Here is a 14,194-nt window from a genome sequence, read left to right as displayed (position 1 = left end):
CCGGACGCCGCTTCCCCGACGGCGTCCGGACGACCTGGTCTGCAGCCTACGACGAGGAGGCGGGGTGCCCCACCTCGTGTGCCCTGATCGTGACCTGCGCCTTCGCCCCGGACCCTCAGACGACCTGGTGCAGCCAGGTGGTCTGGCTGCCGTCGCCGGCGTAGCGGTAGACCTCGAGGTCGGCGTCCCAGGCCGCGCCGAGGAGCTGGTCGACGCCGTGGCGGAACGCCTCCGCCGAGGTGGCGGTCGCCGCGAGCGTGCGCAGCTGCTGCTCGGTCACCACGATGTCGCCGTTGGCGCTCGTGGGGGCGCGGAAGACGCCGTGCCCGGGCACGTAGGACATGCGCTCGCCGTCGTTGCCGTGGCTGGCCTCCTCGGTCACCTCGAAGCGCAGCATCGGCCACGCGCGCAGCGCGGCGACCAGCTTGGCGCCCGTCCCGGGAGAGCCGGTCCAGGCGACCTCGGCACGGTAGGCACCGTGCGCCGCGGGCTGGTCGGCCCACGACAGGGAGACCGGCGCGCCGATGACGCGTTCGAGCGCCCACTCGACGTGCTGGCAGAGCGCCTTCGGGCAGGAGTGCACGAAGACGACACCCTGGGTAGACCGTCGCTGCACGAGGCACCTCCATCGACTCGATCGGTCTCGTCTTCCCCAACGGACGATCGATTCGGTGACAGGCTGTGGTCAACGGCGGCGGACCAGGGCTTCCGGTGACAGTGTGCACGATGAGGTGCCGGTCGCGCCAGTGCGGATGCAGCGACTGTTCCGGATGTGACCACACCCGCCCCGCGCGTCACGGAAGTGCAGGTCAGCGCCATACCACGAGCACCGGCGCGGCGTCCAACCCGGGGTCGGACCGCCCCGACGGTACACCGTGGCACCCGTCACGGGCCGTTGCGGGGCCCCGCGTCGCATACGGAACTCCGCCGACCGCCGGTCACGTTCGGTGAGCAGTGCGCGGGAGTGTCGGTCACCCTGCGAGATCGGCGACCCGGTCCCCGCCGGCCGCCTTGGCCCGGTACATGGCCTCGTCGGCGCGGTGCAGCACGCCCGCGACGTCGTCGTCGGGGTGGACGAGGGCGCAGCCCACGCTGGCGGTCACCCCGCAGCCGGCCCCGACCTCCGCGACGGCGGCCCGCAGGCGGTCGGCGAGCAGGACGTCGTCGGCGGGCAGGAGGGACCCGGCGAGGACGGCGAACTCGTCGCCGCCGAGCCGGGCGACGGTATCGGTCTCGCGGACCACCCGGCCCAGCGCGGCGGCGACCGAGCGGAGGACCTCGTCACCGGCGGCGTGGCCCCGCAGGTCGTTGACCGCCTTGAAGCCGTCCAGGTCCACGATGCAGACCACCGCCCGCTCGCCCCGGCCGGCGAGGCGCAGGGCGCGGCCGACGCGGTCGAGGAAGACCCGGCGGTTGGGGACGCCGGTGAGCGGGTCGGTGGTGGCCAGCGCCTCCTGGGTGCGCAGCAGCAGCACCTGCCGGTCGTGGGCGGCCCACTGGTTGGCCGAGGACAGCGTGCAGATCAGCGTGACCGTCCCGAGGACGGTGGCCACCAGCAGGGAGTGCGCGTCCGGCGGGCCGGCCACCAGGGTCGCGTACGCGGTGGTCATCAGCGTGCCGGTGAGCACCACGCCGGCCGGCGGGTAGGCCACCGCCATGTAGACGAGGACCAGGAAGAAGACCGCCGACAGCGGGCTGTCGGTGCCGCCGTCCAGGCGCGCGGCGGTGGCGACGATGGCCGTCACCGCCGCCGTCCAGGCGTAGAACAGCAGCGGGCCGCGCAGGTCGCGGACGATCCGGTGCAGCGGCAGCAGGAGCAGCAGGGGCGTCAGGACGACGACCGAGCCGGCCAGCGTCAGCAGCACGGGGTGCCGGTGACCGGGGGTCGGGGTGGTCAGCGTGTAGACCAGGCAGGCCCAGCCGGCGATCTCGCTGAGCAGCACGCCGGTGTGCACGTGCCGGACCCAGAAGCGGGCGCGCTCGTCGTCCGCGGCCAGCGGCCGGTACAGGCCCGCGCCGAGCCAGGCGGGCGCGGCACACCGCGGCCGGCGCAGGGTCCCCGCCCCGGTTCGCCGCGCTCCTGCCCCGTCCACGGTCCGGTTCTCGGCCGTTTCCGTTCCGTTCTCCACCCGGACGCACGTGCCGCTCCCCCGACGGGGTGGGTAGGGGCCCGGGCATGGGACGGGACGACGCGACGCACGGGATGGCCGACGCCGGCCGGGACGTGGTGGGGCCGATGGTGCTCGGCGCCTGGGACGCCTTCCTCGAGCAGGCGGCGGCGGTGGACCTGACGCGGCCGACGCGGCTGCCGGGCTGGCGGGCGCACGAGGTGTGCGTGCACCTGGGCTGCTGGCCCGACCACGCCGCCCTGGCCGACCTGGCGGACTCCGCCCGGGCCGGCGGCACCGGGACGCCGGCCGACGTCGACGCGACCAACGCCCGGGTGACCGCCGCCCACCGCGACGCCTCGCGGGAGGAGGTCCTCGCCGCGCTGCGCCGCAACCGGGAGGCGACCGAGCGCTACCTGACCGAGGAGCCCACCGGGCTGGACGCCGCGCCCGCCGTCTCCACGGTCGGGCGGCTGCCGATGCTGTCGGTGGTCCTCGGCCAGGCCTACGAGCTCGCCGTGCACGGCCTGGACCTGGTGCCGCTGGGCGCTCCCCCGGTTCCGGCGCCGGTCCTGGACGCCGGGCTGGCCGCGCTGGCCGACGTCACCGGCGCGCTGGCCGCCGCCTCGGGCATCACCGGCGGCGCCGCCCTGGTCACCCCCGGCGGCGGGTGGGTCTTCGCGGCCGACCCGCCGGGCTGGACGGTGCGCCGGGTGGGCGGCGCGCGCCCGCGCGGCGCCGTCGTGGAGGCCGCGGCCGACGTGCTGCTGGAGGCGGCGTCGGGGCGGACCAACCCGGCCGCGGCGCTGGTGCGGCGCCGGCTGCGGGTGCGGGACCTGCCGGAGCTGATGCGGCTGGCGCCGATCGTCGAGTCGGCGCCGGGCATCCCCGGCGGGCCGATCCTGGCGCTGGCCGCGCGGACCGTCGGGGGCGCCGGCGACCTGCTCGGCCGGTTCCGGGGGCGCCGCTAGCAGGCGCCGCCCAGCGAGATGCCGTGCGCCTGCAACCACGGCATCGGGTTGACCCGGCTGGCGTAGAGCCCGCCCTCGTGCACCTCGAAGTGCAGGTGCGGCCCGGTGGACTGGCCCTTGTTGCCGACCTCGGCGATCTGCTGGCCGGCGCCCACGACCTGGCCGGCCGAGACGAAGAACCGGTTGACGTGGCCGTAGAGGGTGATCGAGCCGTCGTCGTGCTGGACGTAGACGGCCTGGCCGAAGCCGCTGGCGGGACCCGCCTGCAGGACGACGCCGCCCTCCGGGGCGAACACCGGGGTGCCGATCGGGGCGGCGATGTCCACGCCCTGGTGCATGGTCCCCCAGCGCGGGCCGTAGCAGGAGGTCACGCGGCCGGTGGTCGGGGCGATGCCGCCACCGGCGGTGGACTGGACGTTCACCGCGGCCTGCTGCTCGGCGGCCTGCTGGGCCTCCCAGGCGGCCTCGGCCTCGGCGATGCCGCGCAGCCGCAGCAGCTCGACCTCGGCCGCGCGCAGCTGCTCGTCCAGGCGGGCCTTCTCGCCGGCCAGGGCGTCGTAGTCCCCCTGCGCCTGGGCCAGCCGGGCGTCGGCGGCGGCCTGGGCCTCCGCGGCGGCCGCGGCGGCCGCGTCGCGCTCCTGGACGGCGGCGCGGGCGGCAGCGTCGGCCTCCTCCTCCTGGGTCTCGAGCAGCTCGTACTGCTGGAGGGTCTCGGCGCGCTGGGCGCCGAGCAGGTCGAGGGTGGCGGCGCGCTCGAGGACCTCGCGGGGACCCTGGCTGTCCAGCAGCACCGAGGCGGTGCCGCCGAGGTCTCCCCCGCTGCCCATGTAGGCCTCGCGGCCGAGCTCGACGACCTCGTCCTGCGCCTGCGCGACGGCGTCGCGCGCGGCCTGCAGCTCGGCGGCGGCCACGGCGGCGGCCTCCTGGGCGGCGGCGAGCTCGGCCTGGGCGACCAGCGCGGCGTCCGCGGCGGCCTCGGCCTCGACGGTCATCCGCTGGAGCTGCTCCTCGGCGGCGGTGACCGCGCCCTGGATCCGGCTCACCTCGGCGACGAGGGCGGCCTCGGCGGCCTCCGCCGCGGCGACGTCGTCCTCGGGGTCCGCCATCGCCGGGACGGGCGCCGCCAGCAGGACCGCGGCGGCGCCGACGGCGAGCACGGCGCGGCGCAGCCGGCGGGAGGCGTGGCGGGCGGTCCGGTGGTGCACGGTCGCCAAGAGGGCGGCTCTCCCTTTCTCGCGACCGCCTGCCGGTCGGGGCCCGTCCGGGACGGGCGACCTGCCCGCGCACGGCGTCCGCGGGCGCGACCGAGCCGGGGACCTCGGTGCGGTCCCCGCGTCCGGCGCGTGCCGGGACGGTCAGGCGGAGTCCGGCCGGGGTCCCCGTCGGTCCGAGGCGCAGCGGCCCGGCAGGACCGCGGGCGAAGGTACTACGGATGGGACGGGTGAGGTCACGGGGACGTAACGGTCCCCGCGTGTCCGCTTGCGCTCTCAACCGTTTTCCCACCTCCGCGACCTGCAGGTCTCACCATCCGTGCCTGAACCGGCACTCCGTGCCACTCCCGCCCCTGAGGCATGTCTCACGGTGCCCGGGCTCACAGGTCCGTCACAGGAACCGCGGGCAGGCTGGCCGACCGGACCGGCTCTCGTGGGGAGGAGCGACATGGACGGGACCCCGATCCCAGGACCGACGACGCCGTTCGACGGCCGGGCGCAGTACTCGGCCGCCGTGAACGGCACGGCGCGGCCGGGCGCCGCACCGCAGGCGCCGCCGGTGCGCGCGACCGACGCCGACCGCCTCGCGACGGTGCACCGGCTGCAGGACGGCGTCGCCCGGGGGGCGCTCACGCCCGACGAGGGCGGGGACCGGATGGCGGCCGCCTGGGCCGCCGTCCACCTGCGCGACCTCGCGCCGCTGACCGCCGACCTCCCGCCGATGGCGGCCCGGCCGGAGGTGACGGCGCCGGGCTGGCGACCCCTGGGGCTCATGGCCTGGGAGCAGGTGCGGACCACCGTGGCCGGGGCGCGCGCCGGCCGCCCGGCGGCGGTGCGGATCGCGCTCGTGGGCCTGGTGACCCTGCTGGTGCTCGTGGCGTTCGGCTCGCTGGTGCTGCACGGGCTGGCGGAGGGCCTCGGCGGCGGTCCGGACGGGTTCGGCGACGGTCCGGACGGGTTCGGTGGCGGGCCCGGCGGCTTCGACGGCTTCGACGGCTTCGGCGACGGGCCCGGCCGGGGCTGACCCCCGGGCCGGGGCCGCCCGCGGGGGCAGGCGCCGTCGTCGAGGCCGGGCGGGGTCGGAGGCTGTGCGGCGACCGCGCGCCCGGGACCGCTCCGGCGTCAGCTCCAGAGCGCGTCGAGGGTGACGAAGCCGTACCCGGCAGCCCGCATCCGGTCGATCATCGTGGGCAGGGCGGCGGCGTCCAGCGTGGAGCCGTCGTCGGGGTGGGCCCCCACGTGCATGAGGACGATCTCCCCCGGGCGCAGCGCCCCCAGGGCGCGGTCGACCACCGTCTGGACCGACCGGCCCCCGCTCGTGCCCTGCCAGCCCAGGGTGTCCACCGTCCACCGGACCGCTCCGTAGCCGGCGCCGTTGACGACGGCGATCGTGTGTGCGGTGCGGTCGCCGAAGGGGAAGCGGAACAGCGGCCGCGGGTCGGCGCCGCCGGCGCGGATGGCCCTCTCGGCGTCGAGCAGCTCCTGGCGCATGGCCGCGTCGGTGGACGCCGGGAAGTGCGGGTGGGTCATCGAGTGGTTGGCGACACGGTGCCCGGCATTGCGGATGGCGGCCACGCCCGACGGGTTGGCGGCGGCCCACCGCCCGGTGAGGAAGAACGTCGCCGGGACCTGCCGGCCCGCCAGCGTGGCGAGGATGCTGGCCAGCCCGGCGGAGTCGCCCCCGGCGTCGAAGGTCAGCGCCACGACGCGCTGAGTGGTCGGGATGACCTCGAGGTCCTGCCCGCGCAGCACGAGGGGCAGGCCGCCCAGGGACCCGCTGGCCCACACCGGCGTCCAGTCCGGCCGGTAGATGACCAGGTTCCCGTCGTCCTGCATGACGAGGCGGGTTCCGCCGCCGCCGTAGGTCCCGGTGTGCCACACCGCCCGGGCCCCGGGCGCGTAGCCGACCAGGTTCCCGTCGGCCTGCATGTCCAGCACGGTGCCGGGGACGAAGCTCCAGCTGGCCCAGGTCGCCCCCCACGGGCCGTACACGACGATGTTCCCGTCGTCCTGCATGGTCAGGCGGTAGGCGCCGCTGCGGGAGTGGACCGACTGGCCGACGCCGAGCCGGTGCCCGCTGACCAGCGCGTCCGACGACGCCCAGGTGTTGGTCGACCAGACCGCGCGACCGTCGGGCCGGTACAGGACCAGGTTGCCGTCGTCCTGCACCACGAGGCGGGTCGCACCGCTGCCGTAGGTCGCGGTGTGCCACACGGCCCGTCCGCCCGGCGCGTAGGCCACCAGGTTGCCGTCGGCCTGCATGACCAGCACCGTGCCGGGGACGAACGTCCAGCTCCCCCACATCGCGGCCGGGCCGTACAGGACGACGTGCCCGTCCCCCTGCATCACCAGGCGGTACGCCCCGCTGGGCGACACGATCTCCTGGCCGACGGCCAGCTGCTGGCCGGCGAGCAGCTCGCTCGTGACCGCGACGACCGCGGTGCGGGCGGCCACCGGACCGCCTCCTGCCACCGCGGGTGGCGCCCAGAGCAGTGCGGCAACGAGGGCGAGCGCCGCGAGTCCCGATCCGAGTGCTCCCCGGTGACCGTGCATGGCGACATCGCCGTCCTCCCGCCGCCCCCCGCAGCACGGATCGCACCAGGTGAGCCGCTCCCCGCGCTGGGGTCCTCGGTCACCTCCCGGCAGGTCCTCGGTCGTCCCCGCGGCCGGGAGGAGTCGGGGCCAGCCGGGGCGTGCGGCCGGGCGGCCGGCGTCTGGCAGGCTGGACGCCGTCCGGGGCGGTAGCTCAGCCGGTCAGAGCACGGGACTCATAATCCCTGGGTCGTGGGTTCGAGCCCCACCCGCCCCACCTACGGACCCGCAGCCCAGCGCGTCGTCGGGGTGCTCAGCCGACGGGGCGCTCGAAGGTCACCAGGATGCCCTCCACACTGCCGGGCCCGATGCGGCCCTTCACGTCGACGGAGGTGATCGCCTTGAGCTGCCAGCCCTCGCGGGCGTGCTCGTTGAGCACCCTCTCGAGCTTGTCGCCGGACATCTTGCCGCCGATCATGCCCTCGCGGAGCTCCTCGACCTTGTACTCGTAGCGTCCGGCCATCGACTGCTCCCCTCGTCGGCGCTGGGCAGATCAGTCTGTCGGGCCGGACGGCCGGGCGTCCACGACCGCGCCCGCCGCCGCCCGGGCGGACGGGGAACACCGAGGACGCACCCCGTGGACGCGACGGTGGCCGGCGAGTAGACCGGACCCCTCACCCGAGTGGAGGGAGCGGCACATGACCACCACCAGCGGCCAGGAGGCCGGGCAGGTCACCGGAACCCAGGACAAGGACTACAACCTCATCTGGTTCACCGAGCAGTGCCTGAGCAACGCGCTGCGGCTGGAGACCTACATCCAGGACGCCGACCGCGACGGCGACGGCGAACTCGCCGAGCTCTTCCGCAAGGCGCAGGCGGACAGCCGCAAGGGCGCTGAACAGGGCAAGCAGCTGCTCAGGTCCCGGCTCGGCGGCTGAGCCGGCCGGGCGCACGCCCCGCGGGAGACCCGGCGCGGGCACGGCGAGGGCCGTGCCCGACGGCCGGGACTCCTGAGGGCACAGCGAGCCGGGACCGCCGCGGCGGGGCGGGTGGACGGCCCGCCCTGCCGCGGGCGGGTCAGCCGTCGAGCTCGGCCAGCAGGTGCAGCATCTCGGCGATCTCGGCGGTCCGGCCGTCGCGGATCGACTCCGCCAGGACGATCGCGTCGGCGTCCTGCCCGTCGGCGATCTCGGTCTCGGCCATCTCCACGGCCCCTGATCGCCTCAGCGGGACACCGGCTCCGGCTCGGGCGCCGGAGCCGCGGCCGCGGGCTCAGCCGGGGCGGCGGGCAACCGCAGTCGCTTGAGCAGCAGCGCGTTGACCGCGACGAGGAAGGACGAGCCCGACATCGACAGCGCGGCGATCTCCGGCCGCAGCACCAGGCCGAAGGCCGGCTCGAACACCCCGGCCGCGATCGGCAGCGCGACGGCGTTGTAGCCGATGGCCCAGCCCAGGTTCTGCCTCATCTTGCGCAGGGTGCCGCGGCCGATGGTCAGCGCGGTCGGGACGTCGAGCGGATCCGAGCGCATGAGGACGACGTCGGCGGTCTCGATGGCGACGTCGGTGCCGGCGCCGATGGCGATGCCGAGGTCGGCCTGCGCCAGCGCGGGGGCGTCGTTGACCCCGTCGCCGACCATCGCCACCCGCTTGCCGGACCGCTGCAGCTCGATGATCTCCGCGGCCTTGTCGCCGGGCAGGACGTCGGCGATGACGGTGTCGATGCCGAGCCGGCCGGCGATGCGCCGGGCGGTGGCCTCGTTGTCGCCGCTGAGCATCACGACCTCGACCCCGGTGTCGTGCAGCGCGGCCACCGCGGCGGCCGAGGTGTCCCGCGGGGCGTCGGCCAGGGCGATCACACCCGCGGCGCGGCCGTCGACGGCGACCAGGACGGCGGTGCGCCCGCTGCCGGCCAGCTCGTCCCGGCGCTCGCCGAGCGTCCCGAGGTCGACGCCCTCGTCGGCCATCAGCCTGACGTTGCCGACCAGCACCCGGCGTCCGGCGACCTCCGCGGACGCCCCGTGGCCGGGGACGTTGCGGAAGCCGGCGGCGGTCAGGGCCGGCACGCCGAGGCTGTCGGCGTGCCGGGCCACGGCGGTGGCCAGCGGGTGCTCGGACTCCCGCTCGACGGCGGCGGCCAGCGCCAGGACGTCGTCGGGCGCCATCCCGTCGACGACGACGTCGGTGACCTCCGGCTCGCCCTTCGTGAGGGTGCCGGTCTTGTCCATCACCACGGTGTCGATCCGGGCGGCGGCCTCCAGCGCGGTGGCGTTCTTGAACAGCACGCCGCGCTGCGCGCCCAGGCCGGTGCCGACCATGATCGCCGTCGGGGTGGCCAGGCCGAGTGCGTCCGGGCAGGTGATCACGACGACGGTGATCGCGAACAGCATCGCCGTGGCGAACGAGGCCCCGGCCAGGAGCCACACCGCCAGGGTGAGGCCGCCGCCGACCAGCGCGACGAGGACGAGCCAGAACGCGGCCCGGTCGGCCAGCCGCTGGCCGGGCGCCTTCGAGTTCTGCGCCTCCTGCACCATCGCGACGATCTGCGCCAGCGCGGTGTCGGACCCGACCCTCGTCGCCCGCGCCCGCAGCGTGCCGGTGGTGTTGACCGAGGCGCCGATGACCTCGTCGCCGGGTGACTTGTGCACCGGCAGGCTCTCGCCGGTGACCATCGACTCGTCGACCTCCGAGTCGCCGTCCTCGACCCTCCCGTCGACGGGGACCTTGGCGCCGGGACGGACCAGCAGCAGGTCGCCGACGACGACCTCGGCGGTGGGCACCTCCACCGGCTGCCCGTCGCGGAGCACGACCGCACGCGGCGGCGCGAGTTCCAGCAGGGTGCGGATCGCGTCGTTGGCACCGCCGCGGGCGCGCATCTCGAACCAGTGCCCGAGCAGCACGAACGCGGTGAGCACGGTGGCGGCCTCGTAGAAGACCTCCCCGCCGCCGGTGAGGGTGATCACCAGGCTGTAGAGCCAGCCCGCGCCGACCGCGACGGCGACCAGCACCATCATGTCCAGCGTCCTGGCGCGCAGCGCCCGCCAGGCACCGTCGAAGAAGATCCAGGCCGCCCAGAGGACCACCGGCAGCGACAGGACCAGCGAGAGGACGTCGTCGCGCAGGCCGAACGGCGCGGGCGCGGTGAAGCCGAGGACCTCCCGGCCGATCGGCGACCACAGCAGGATCGGGATCGACAGGAGGGCGGCGACCAGGAACCGGTTGCGCATGTCCCTGGCCATGTCGTCCATCGACATGCCGGCGTGGTGTCCGCCGTGACCCATCGCGTCCTGTGGCGTCATCCCGTCGTGTCCGCCGGAGCCGGTCGCGTGCCCGGCGGGGGCAGCCTGGCCGTGGTGCGTGTGCGGCTCTGCGGCGGGGTCACACACGTGCCGGGGCACCGACTGCCCGGCGCAGTGGTAGCCGCAGTCGCGGATCCAGCCGGCGAGGTCGGCCACCGACGTCCGCGTCGGGTCGTAGGTGACGGTGGCGGTCTGACCGACGGGGTTGGCCTCGACGCCGAGCACGCCGGGGCGCCGGCCGAGCACGCGCTCCACCGTCGCCTTCTCCGACGCCCACTGCACGCCGGCGACCTCGAGCACCACCGTCTGCAGGTCCGTGGTCATCGTCCCCTCCTCGGCCCGCGGGTACGTCTGGGGAGACGATACCCCTGGGGGGTATCTGGGTCCAGGCCGTCCCCGTCCTCGGGCGGTCCCTCGCCCCGCGTGGGCGTCGAGCCGCCGGGCCCGAGCGGGTCGCCGGGTACGGGGACCGGGCCGCGCCCGTCGCGCTGCCGCTCGACGGTCAGTCGGTGCCCGGCGGGCCATCGAGCACCGTCGGGACGTACTCGAGCAGCTGCAGCCGGCCGTCGAACAGGCGGCTGTCGACCAGGTCGAGGGCGACGTCGGGATAGCCGTCGAAGACGCGGTCGGTGCCGGTGGCGCCGGTGATGACCGGGAAGACGACGACGCGGTAGCGGTCCACCAGGCCGGCGGCGAGCAGCGACCGGCACAGGCTGACGCTGCCGACGGTGCGCAGCGGGTGCGTGCCGCGCCGCTTCATCTCCCGCACGGCGGCGACGGCGTCGCCGTCGACCAGCCCGGTGTTCGCCCACGACAGCGGCGCCCGCAGGGTGGAGGAGAACACCACCTTCGGCATGGCCGTCAGGCCGGCGAGACCGGGGTCGTCGGGGATCTCGGCGGCGAAGCCGGACATCAGCCGGTACGTCGTCGCCCCCATGAGGACGGTCTGCTCCAGGGCGCCGTCCTGCTCCAGCCAGCCGAGGTACTCGGGGCCCTCCATGCCCCAGTAGCCGGGCCAGCCCTCGGCGGCCCCGCAGCCGTCGAGCGAGACGATGAAGTCCACCATCAGGTCGGGCATCGGCCCCTCCTCCCGTCGGCGGGACGGCTGCCCGCGTCCCGTCCCCAGGGGCGACCGACCGCGGGACGGGAACTCATCGCCGGGTGCATCCGGGACGCGCCCCGCGCACGAAGACCGTCCGTGAGCACGATGCCGGCGGACCCGCGGTGGGTCCTGCAGCCGTTGACCGACGCGGGCCTCGCGAGCGACCAGATCAGCGACCTCGTCTTCCGCCTCGCCTTCGACACCGTCGTCGACCCCGGCCGGCTCGCCCCCGCACACCTGGGCTCCCTGGTCGCCGACCAGCCCGTGCACGTCCGCCGGGCGTGGCTGGAGGTACTGGACCGGATGACGACGGAGTCCGTCGGCTGACGGGAGCGGCGCGGGGTTCCTCACCGGGCGTGGGACCGGCGGTGACACGACGCGCGTCGGGCGGAGACGGACGTCGACGAGGGAAGGTGGCACCCGCGTCGCTGCCGGCGTTCTCGACCGCGTACGCGCAGGTGCAGTTCTCGCTGGTCTGGTCGGCGGTCGTGGTGGTGACCGCGGTGTCGCTGGTGCTCTACACCCTCGTGCAGATCGTCGAGACGATCGTCCTGACCCGGATGGGGACGACGCCCCGCGAGGGCGCCTGACGCGAGGGCACCTGAGACGGGGGGCTTCCGCTCCTCCCACCTCAACGTATAACCCGCCCCGGGGCTTGCGGCAAGACCCGGGGCGGGGCCCACACTCGCCCGCCGTGAGCCCCCTCAGCACCGCCGTCTTCGCCCTCCCCGACGACCTCGCGGCCAAGGCCGACCCCGCGCTGGTCGCGGACGACGTCGCGCACTTCACCACCGTCGCGGCGAGCCTCGAGCGGACCGTCGCCGAGCTGACCGACCGCCTCGACGCCGAGCGCCGGTCCCCCGGCGGGCACGGCCAGGCGGCGCTGGACCGGGACCTGGAGGTGCACCGGCTCACCGCGCGGCTGCGGACGCTGCGCCGCTTCGGCCTGGACCTGTGCCTCGGGCGCACGGTGCCCGCGGACGGCGGCGAGCCGGTCTACGTCGGGCGGCTCGGCCTCACCGACGGCGCGGGCCGCCGGCTGCTGGTCGACTGGCGCTCGCCGGCCGCCGAGCCGTTCTTCGGCGCCACCCACGCCGACCCGATGGGGCTGGCCAGCCGCCGCCGGTACCGCTGGACCCGCGGCCGGATCACCGACTACTGGGACGAGGTGTTCACCCCCGAGGGGCTCCGGGGGCACGCCGCGCTCGACGACCATTCCGCGTTCGTCGCCAGCCTCGGCAGCGACCGGTCGGACCGGATGCGGGACGTGCTCGGCACCATCCAGGCCGACCAGGACGCGATCATCCGCGCGGGCTCCCGCGGCGCGCTCGTCGTCGACGGCGGCCCGGGGACGGGCAAGACCGTCGTCGCGCTGCACCGCACCGCGTACCTCCTCTACTCCGACCCGCGCCTCGGACACCACCGGGGCGGGGTGCTGTTCGTCGGCCCGCACGAGCCCTACCTGGCCTACGTCTCCGACGTCCTGCCCAGCCTCGGCGAGGAGGGCGTGCGCACCTGCACGCTGCGGGACCTGGTGCCCGAGGGCGCGACGGCCGGGGTCGAGGCCGACCCGCGCGTGGCCGGGCTCAAGGCGTCCGCGCGGATGGCCGAGGCCGTCGAGGCGGCGGTGCGCTTCCACGAGGAGCCGCCCCGCCGCGGGACGACGGTCACGACGCCCTGGGCCGACGTGCGGCTGGGCCCCGACGACTGGGCCGAGGCGTTCGAGGCACCCGATCCCGGCACCCCGCACAACGAGGCGCGCGGGCAGGCGTGGGAGGCGCTGGTCTCCATCGTGGTCGACGCGCACGACGACGAGGACGCCGAGCCGGACGAGGTGCGGCGGGCGGTGCGGCGCGACGGCGAGCTGCGCGCGGCGTTCGGCCGCGCGTGGCCGCTGCTGGAGGCCGCCGACGTCGTCGGGGACCTGTGGTCGGTGCCGGCCTACCTGCGCCGGTGCGCCCCCTGGCTCACGGCCGACGACGTCCGGGCGCTGCAGCGCGCGGACCCGCGGGCGTGGACGGTGTCGGACCTGCCGCTGCTCGACGCAGCGCGCCTGCGCATCGGTGACCCGGAGGTGGAGCGGCGGCGGCGCCGGCACGACGCCGTCGTCGCCGCCGAGCGCGAGCGGATGGCCGGCGTCATCGACGAGCTCGTCGCGGCCGACGACTCCGAGCTGCTGCTGATGACCAGCCTGCGCCACCAGGACCTCCGCGACGCCCTGGTCGACGAGGCCGCGCTCCCCCGGGCCGACCCGGACGTGCTCGCCGGCCCGTTCGCGCACGTCGTCGTCGACGAGGCACAGGAGCTGACCGACGCGGAGTGGCAGGTGCTGCTGCGCCGCTGCCCGTCCCGCAGCCTCACCGTCGTCGGGGACCGCGCGCAGGCCCGGCACGGCTTTCCGGAGTCGTGGGAGGAGCGGCTCGGGCGGGTCGGCCTCGCCGACGTGCGGGTGTCCTCGCTGACGATCAACTACCGCACGCCCGAGGAGGTCATGGCCGAGGCCGCGCCGGTCATCCGGGCCGCGATCCCCGACGCCGACGTGCCGACGTCGATCCGCAGCACCGGCGTCCCCGTCACGCACGGCTCCACCGCGGACCTGCGGGCGGTCGTGGACCGCTGGCTGGCCGAGCACGCCGAGGGCACCGCCTGCGTCATCGGCGACCCGGCGTTCCCGGCGACACCGCGCGTCCGGTCGCTGACGCCGGCGCTGGCGAAGGGGCTCGAGTTCGACCTCGTCGTCCTCGTCGACCCCCACCGGTTCGGCGAGGGCGTCGAGGGGGCGGTCGACCGGTACGTCGCGATGACCCGGGCGACCCGGCGGCTCGTCGTCCTCACGAGCCGCTGAGCGGCGGTGTCGATGACGAACCGGTAGCGCACGTCGGAGGCGAGCACCCGCGCGTAGGCGTCGTCGACCCGGTCGGCGGGGATGACCTCGACCTCGGCGCCGATCCCGGGCGCGCCGCAGGAGTCGAGC

General features: G+C 75.9%; 14 protein-coding genes and 1 tRNA gene. 7 read left to right on the top strand and 8 right to left on the bottom strand.

Translation table 11 applies throughout. The features are described from left to right. Window positions 1-115: 115 nt before the first annotated feature. Together ACI8AR_RS18970 and ACI8AR_RS18965 are read right to left on the bottom strand one after the other, a co-directional pair. Window positions 116-616 (bottom strand): DUF3145 domain-containing protein, encoded by a 501-nt coding sequence (locus ACI8AR_RS18970; protein WP_456930409.1) that lies wholly within the window; start codon window positions 614-616, stop codon window positions 116-118. 355 nt (window positions 617-971) lie between these two features. Then, window positions 972-2,093 (bottom strand): diguanylate cyclase domain-containing protein, encoded by a 1,122-nt coding sequence (locus ACI8AR_RS18965; protein WP_457052371.1) that lies wholly within the window; start codon window positions 2,091-2,093, stop codon window positions 972-974. A gap of 83 nt (window positions 2,094-2,176) precedes the next feature. Here ACI8AR_RS18965 and ACI8AR_RS18960 point away from each other — a divergent pair, with 83 nt between their 5' ends. Then, complete coding sequence (locus ACI8AR_RS18960) at window positions 2,177-3,079, top strand: maleylpyruvate isomerase N-terminal domain-containing protein (RefSeq protein WP_457052370.1); 903 nt, start codon at window positions 2,177-2,179, stop codon at window positions 3,077-3,079. On the opposite strand, the gene ACI8AR_RS18955 is transcribed toward ACI8AR_RS18960, so the two are convergent. Further along, entirely contained in the window at window positions 3,076-4,284 is a 1,209-nt protein-coding gene (locus ACI8AR_RS18955; RefSeq protein ID WP_457052373.1) for a M23 family metallopeptidase, read from the bottom strand. The genes ACI8AR_RS18960 and ACI8AR_RS18955 overlap by 4 nt on opposite strands. Window positions 4,285-4,738: 454 nt before the next feature. Here ACI8AR_RS18955 and ACI8AR_RS18950 point away from each other — a divergent pair, with 454 nt between their 5' ends. Continuing rightward, window positions 4,739-5,314, top strand: a complete 576-nt coding sequence (locus ACI8AR_RS18950) for a DUF1707 SHOCT-like domain-containing protein (RefSeq protein ID WP_457052369.1) — start codon at window positions 4,739-4,741, stop codon at window positions 5,312-5,314. 98 nt (window positions 5,315-5,412) lie between these two features. On the opposite strand, the gene ACI8AR_RS18945 is transcribed toward ACI8AR_RS18950, so the two are convergent. Then, window positions 5,413-6,744 carry a polysaccharide deacetylase family protein gene (locus ACI8AR_RS18945; protein ID WP_457052368.1) on the bottom strand — a complete coding sequence of 444 codons (1,332 nt, stop codon included), beginning with the start codon at window positions 6,742-6,744 and terminating at the stop codon, window positions 5,413-5,415. A gap of 281 nt (window positions 6,745-7,025) precedes the next feature. Here ACI8AR_RS18945 and ACI8AR_RS18940 point away from each other — a divergent pair. Then, window positions 7,026-7,099, top strand: a tRNA-Ile gene (locus tag ACI8AR_RS18940). Between the two features lie 36 nt (window positions 7,100-7,135). Here the strand turns inward: ACI8AR_RS18940 and ACI8AR_RS18935 are convergent. Continuing rightward, complete coding sequence (locus ACI8AR_RS18935) at window positions 7,136-7,345, bottom strand: DUF4177 domain-containing protein (RefSeq protein ID WP_456930418.1); 210 nt, start codon at window positions 7,343-7,345, stop codon at window positions 7,136-7,138. 175 nt (window positions 7,346-7,520) lie between these two features. On the opposite strand from ACI8AR_RS18935, the gene ACI8AR_RS18930 reads away from it, so the two are divergent. Beyond that, on the top strand, window positions 7,521-7,760 hold the full coding sequence (locus ACI8AR_RS18930) for a hypothetical protein (RefSeq protein WP_456902659.1): 240 nt from the start codon (window positions 7,521-7,523) through the stop codon (window positions 7,758-7,760). A gap of 139 nt (window positions 7,761-7,899) precedes the next feature. Here the strand turns inward: ACI8AR_RS18930 and ACI8AR_RS18925 are convergent, their stop codons facing one another. The 3 genes from ACI8AR_RS18925 to ACI8AR_RS18915 form a co-directional block, all read right to left on the bottom strand. Then, complete coding sequence (locus ACI8AR_RS18925; protein WP_457052367.1) at window positions 7,900-8,025, bottom strand: hypothetical protein; 126 nt, start codon at window positions 8,023-8,025, stop codon at window positions 7,900-7,902. A gap of 20 nt (window positions 8,026-8,045) precedes the next feature. Continuing rightward, complete coding sequence (locus ACI8AR_RS18920) at window positions 8,046-10,442, bottom strand: heavy metal translocating P-type ATPase (RefSeq protein ID WP_457052366.1); 2,397 nt, start codon at window positions 10,440-10,442, stop codon at window positions 8,046-8,048. 178 nt (window positions 10,443-10,620) lie between these two features. Further along, a complete protein-coding gene (locus ACI8AR_RS18915) occupies window positions 10,621-11,196 on the bottom strand; it encodes a dihydrofolate reductase family protein (protein WP_457052365.1) in 576 nt (191 codons plus the stop codon). A gap of 120 nt (window positions 11,197-11,316) precedes the next feature. Here ACI8AR_RS18915 and ACI8AR_RS18910 point away from each other — a divergent pair, with 120 nt between their 5' ends. The 3 genes from ACI8AR_RS18910 to helR all read left to right on the top strand — a co-directional run bounded on the left by ACI8AR_RS18910 (window position 11,317) and on the right by helR (window position 14,065). Next, complete coding sequence (locus tag ACI8AR_RS18910) at window positions 11,317-11,547, top strand: hypothetical protein (protein WP_457052364.1); 231 nt, start codon at window positions 11,317-11,319, stop codon at window positions 11,545-11,547. A gap of 86 nt (window positions 11,548-11,633) precedes the next feature. Further along, window positions 11,634-11,810 (top strand): hypothetical protein, encoded by a 177-nt coding sequence (locus tag ACI8AR_RS18905; RefSeq protein WP_457052363.1) that lies wholly within the window; start codon window positions 11,634-11,636, stop codon window positions 11,808-11,810. Window positions 11,811-11,914: 104 nt separating this feature from the next. Beyond that, a complete protein-coding gene (gene helR, locus ACI8AR_RS18900) occupies window positions 11,915-14,065 on the top strand; it encodes an RNA polymerase recycling motor ATPase HelR (RefSeq protein ID WP_457052362.1) in 2,151 nt (716 codons plus the stop codon). The last annotated feature ends 129 nt before the right edge of the window (window positions 14,066-14,194 follow it).

Source organism: Geodermatophilus sp. SYSU D01036, from assembly GCF_054050435.1.
The sequence above is the reverse complement of the archived record's forward strand: the minus strand, read 5'-3'. Positions and strand labels throughout refer to the sequence as shown.

Bases quoted from the DNA above. Each gene is read 5' to 3' on its own strand.
- ACI8AR_RS18960 (WP_457052370.1), top strand. From the start codon at position 2,177: ATGGGACGGGACGACGCGACGCACGGGATGGCCGACGCCGGCCGGGAC.
- ACI8AR_RS18950 (WP_457052369.1), top strand. From the start codon at position 4,739: ATGGACGGGACCCCGATCCCAGGACCGACGACGCCGTTCGACGGCCGG.
- ACI8AR_RS18935 (WP_456930418.1), bottom strand. From the start codon at position 7,345: ATGGCCGGACGCTACGAGTACAAGGTCGAGGAGCTCCGCGAGGGCATG.
- ACI8AR_RS18930 (WP_456902659.1), top strand. From the start codon at position 7,521: ATGACCACCACCAGCGGCCAGGAGGCCGGGCAGGTCACCGGAACCCAG.
- ACI8AR_RS18925 (WP_457052367.1), bottom strand. From the start codon at position 8,025: ATGGCCGAGACCGAGATCGCCGACGGGCAGGACGCCGACGCGATCGTC.
- ACI8AR_RS18920 (WP_457052366.1), bottom strand. From the start codon at position 10,442: ATGACCACGGACCTGCAGACGGTGGTGCTCGAGGTCGCCGGCGTGCAG.
- ACI8AR_RS18915 (WP_457052365.1), bottom strand. From the start codon at position 11,196: ATGCCCGACCTGATGGTGGACTTCATCGTCTCGCTCGACGGCTGCGGG.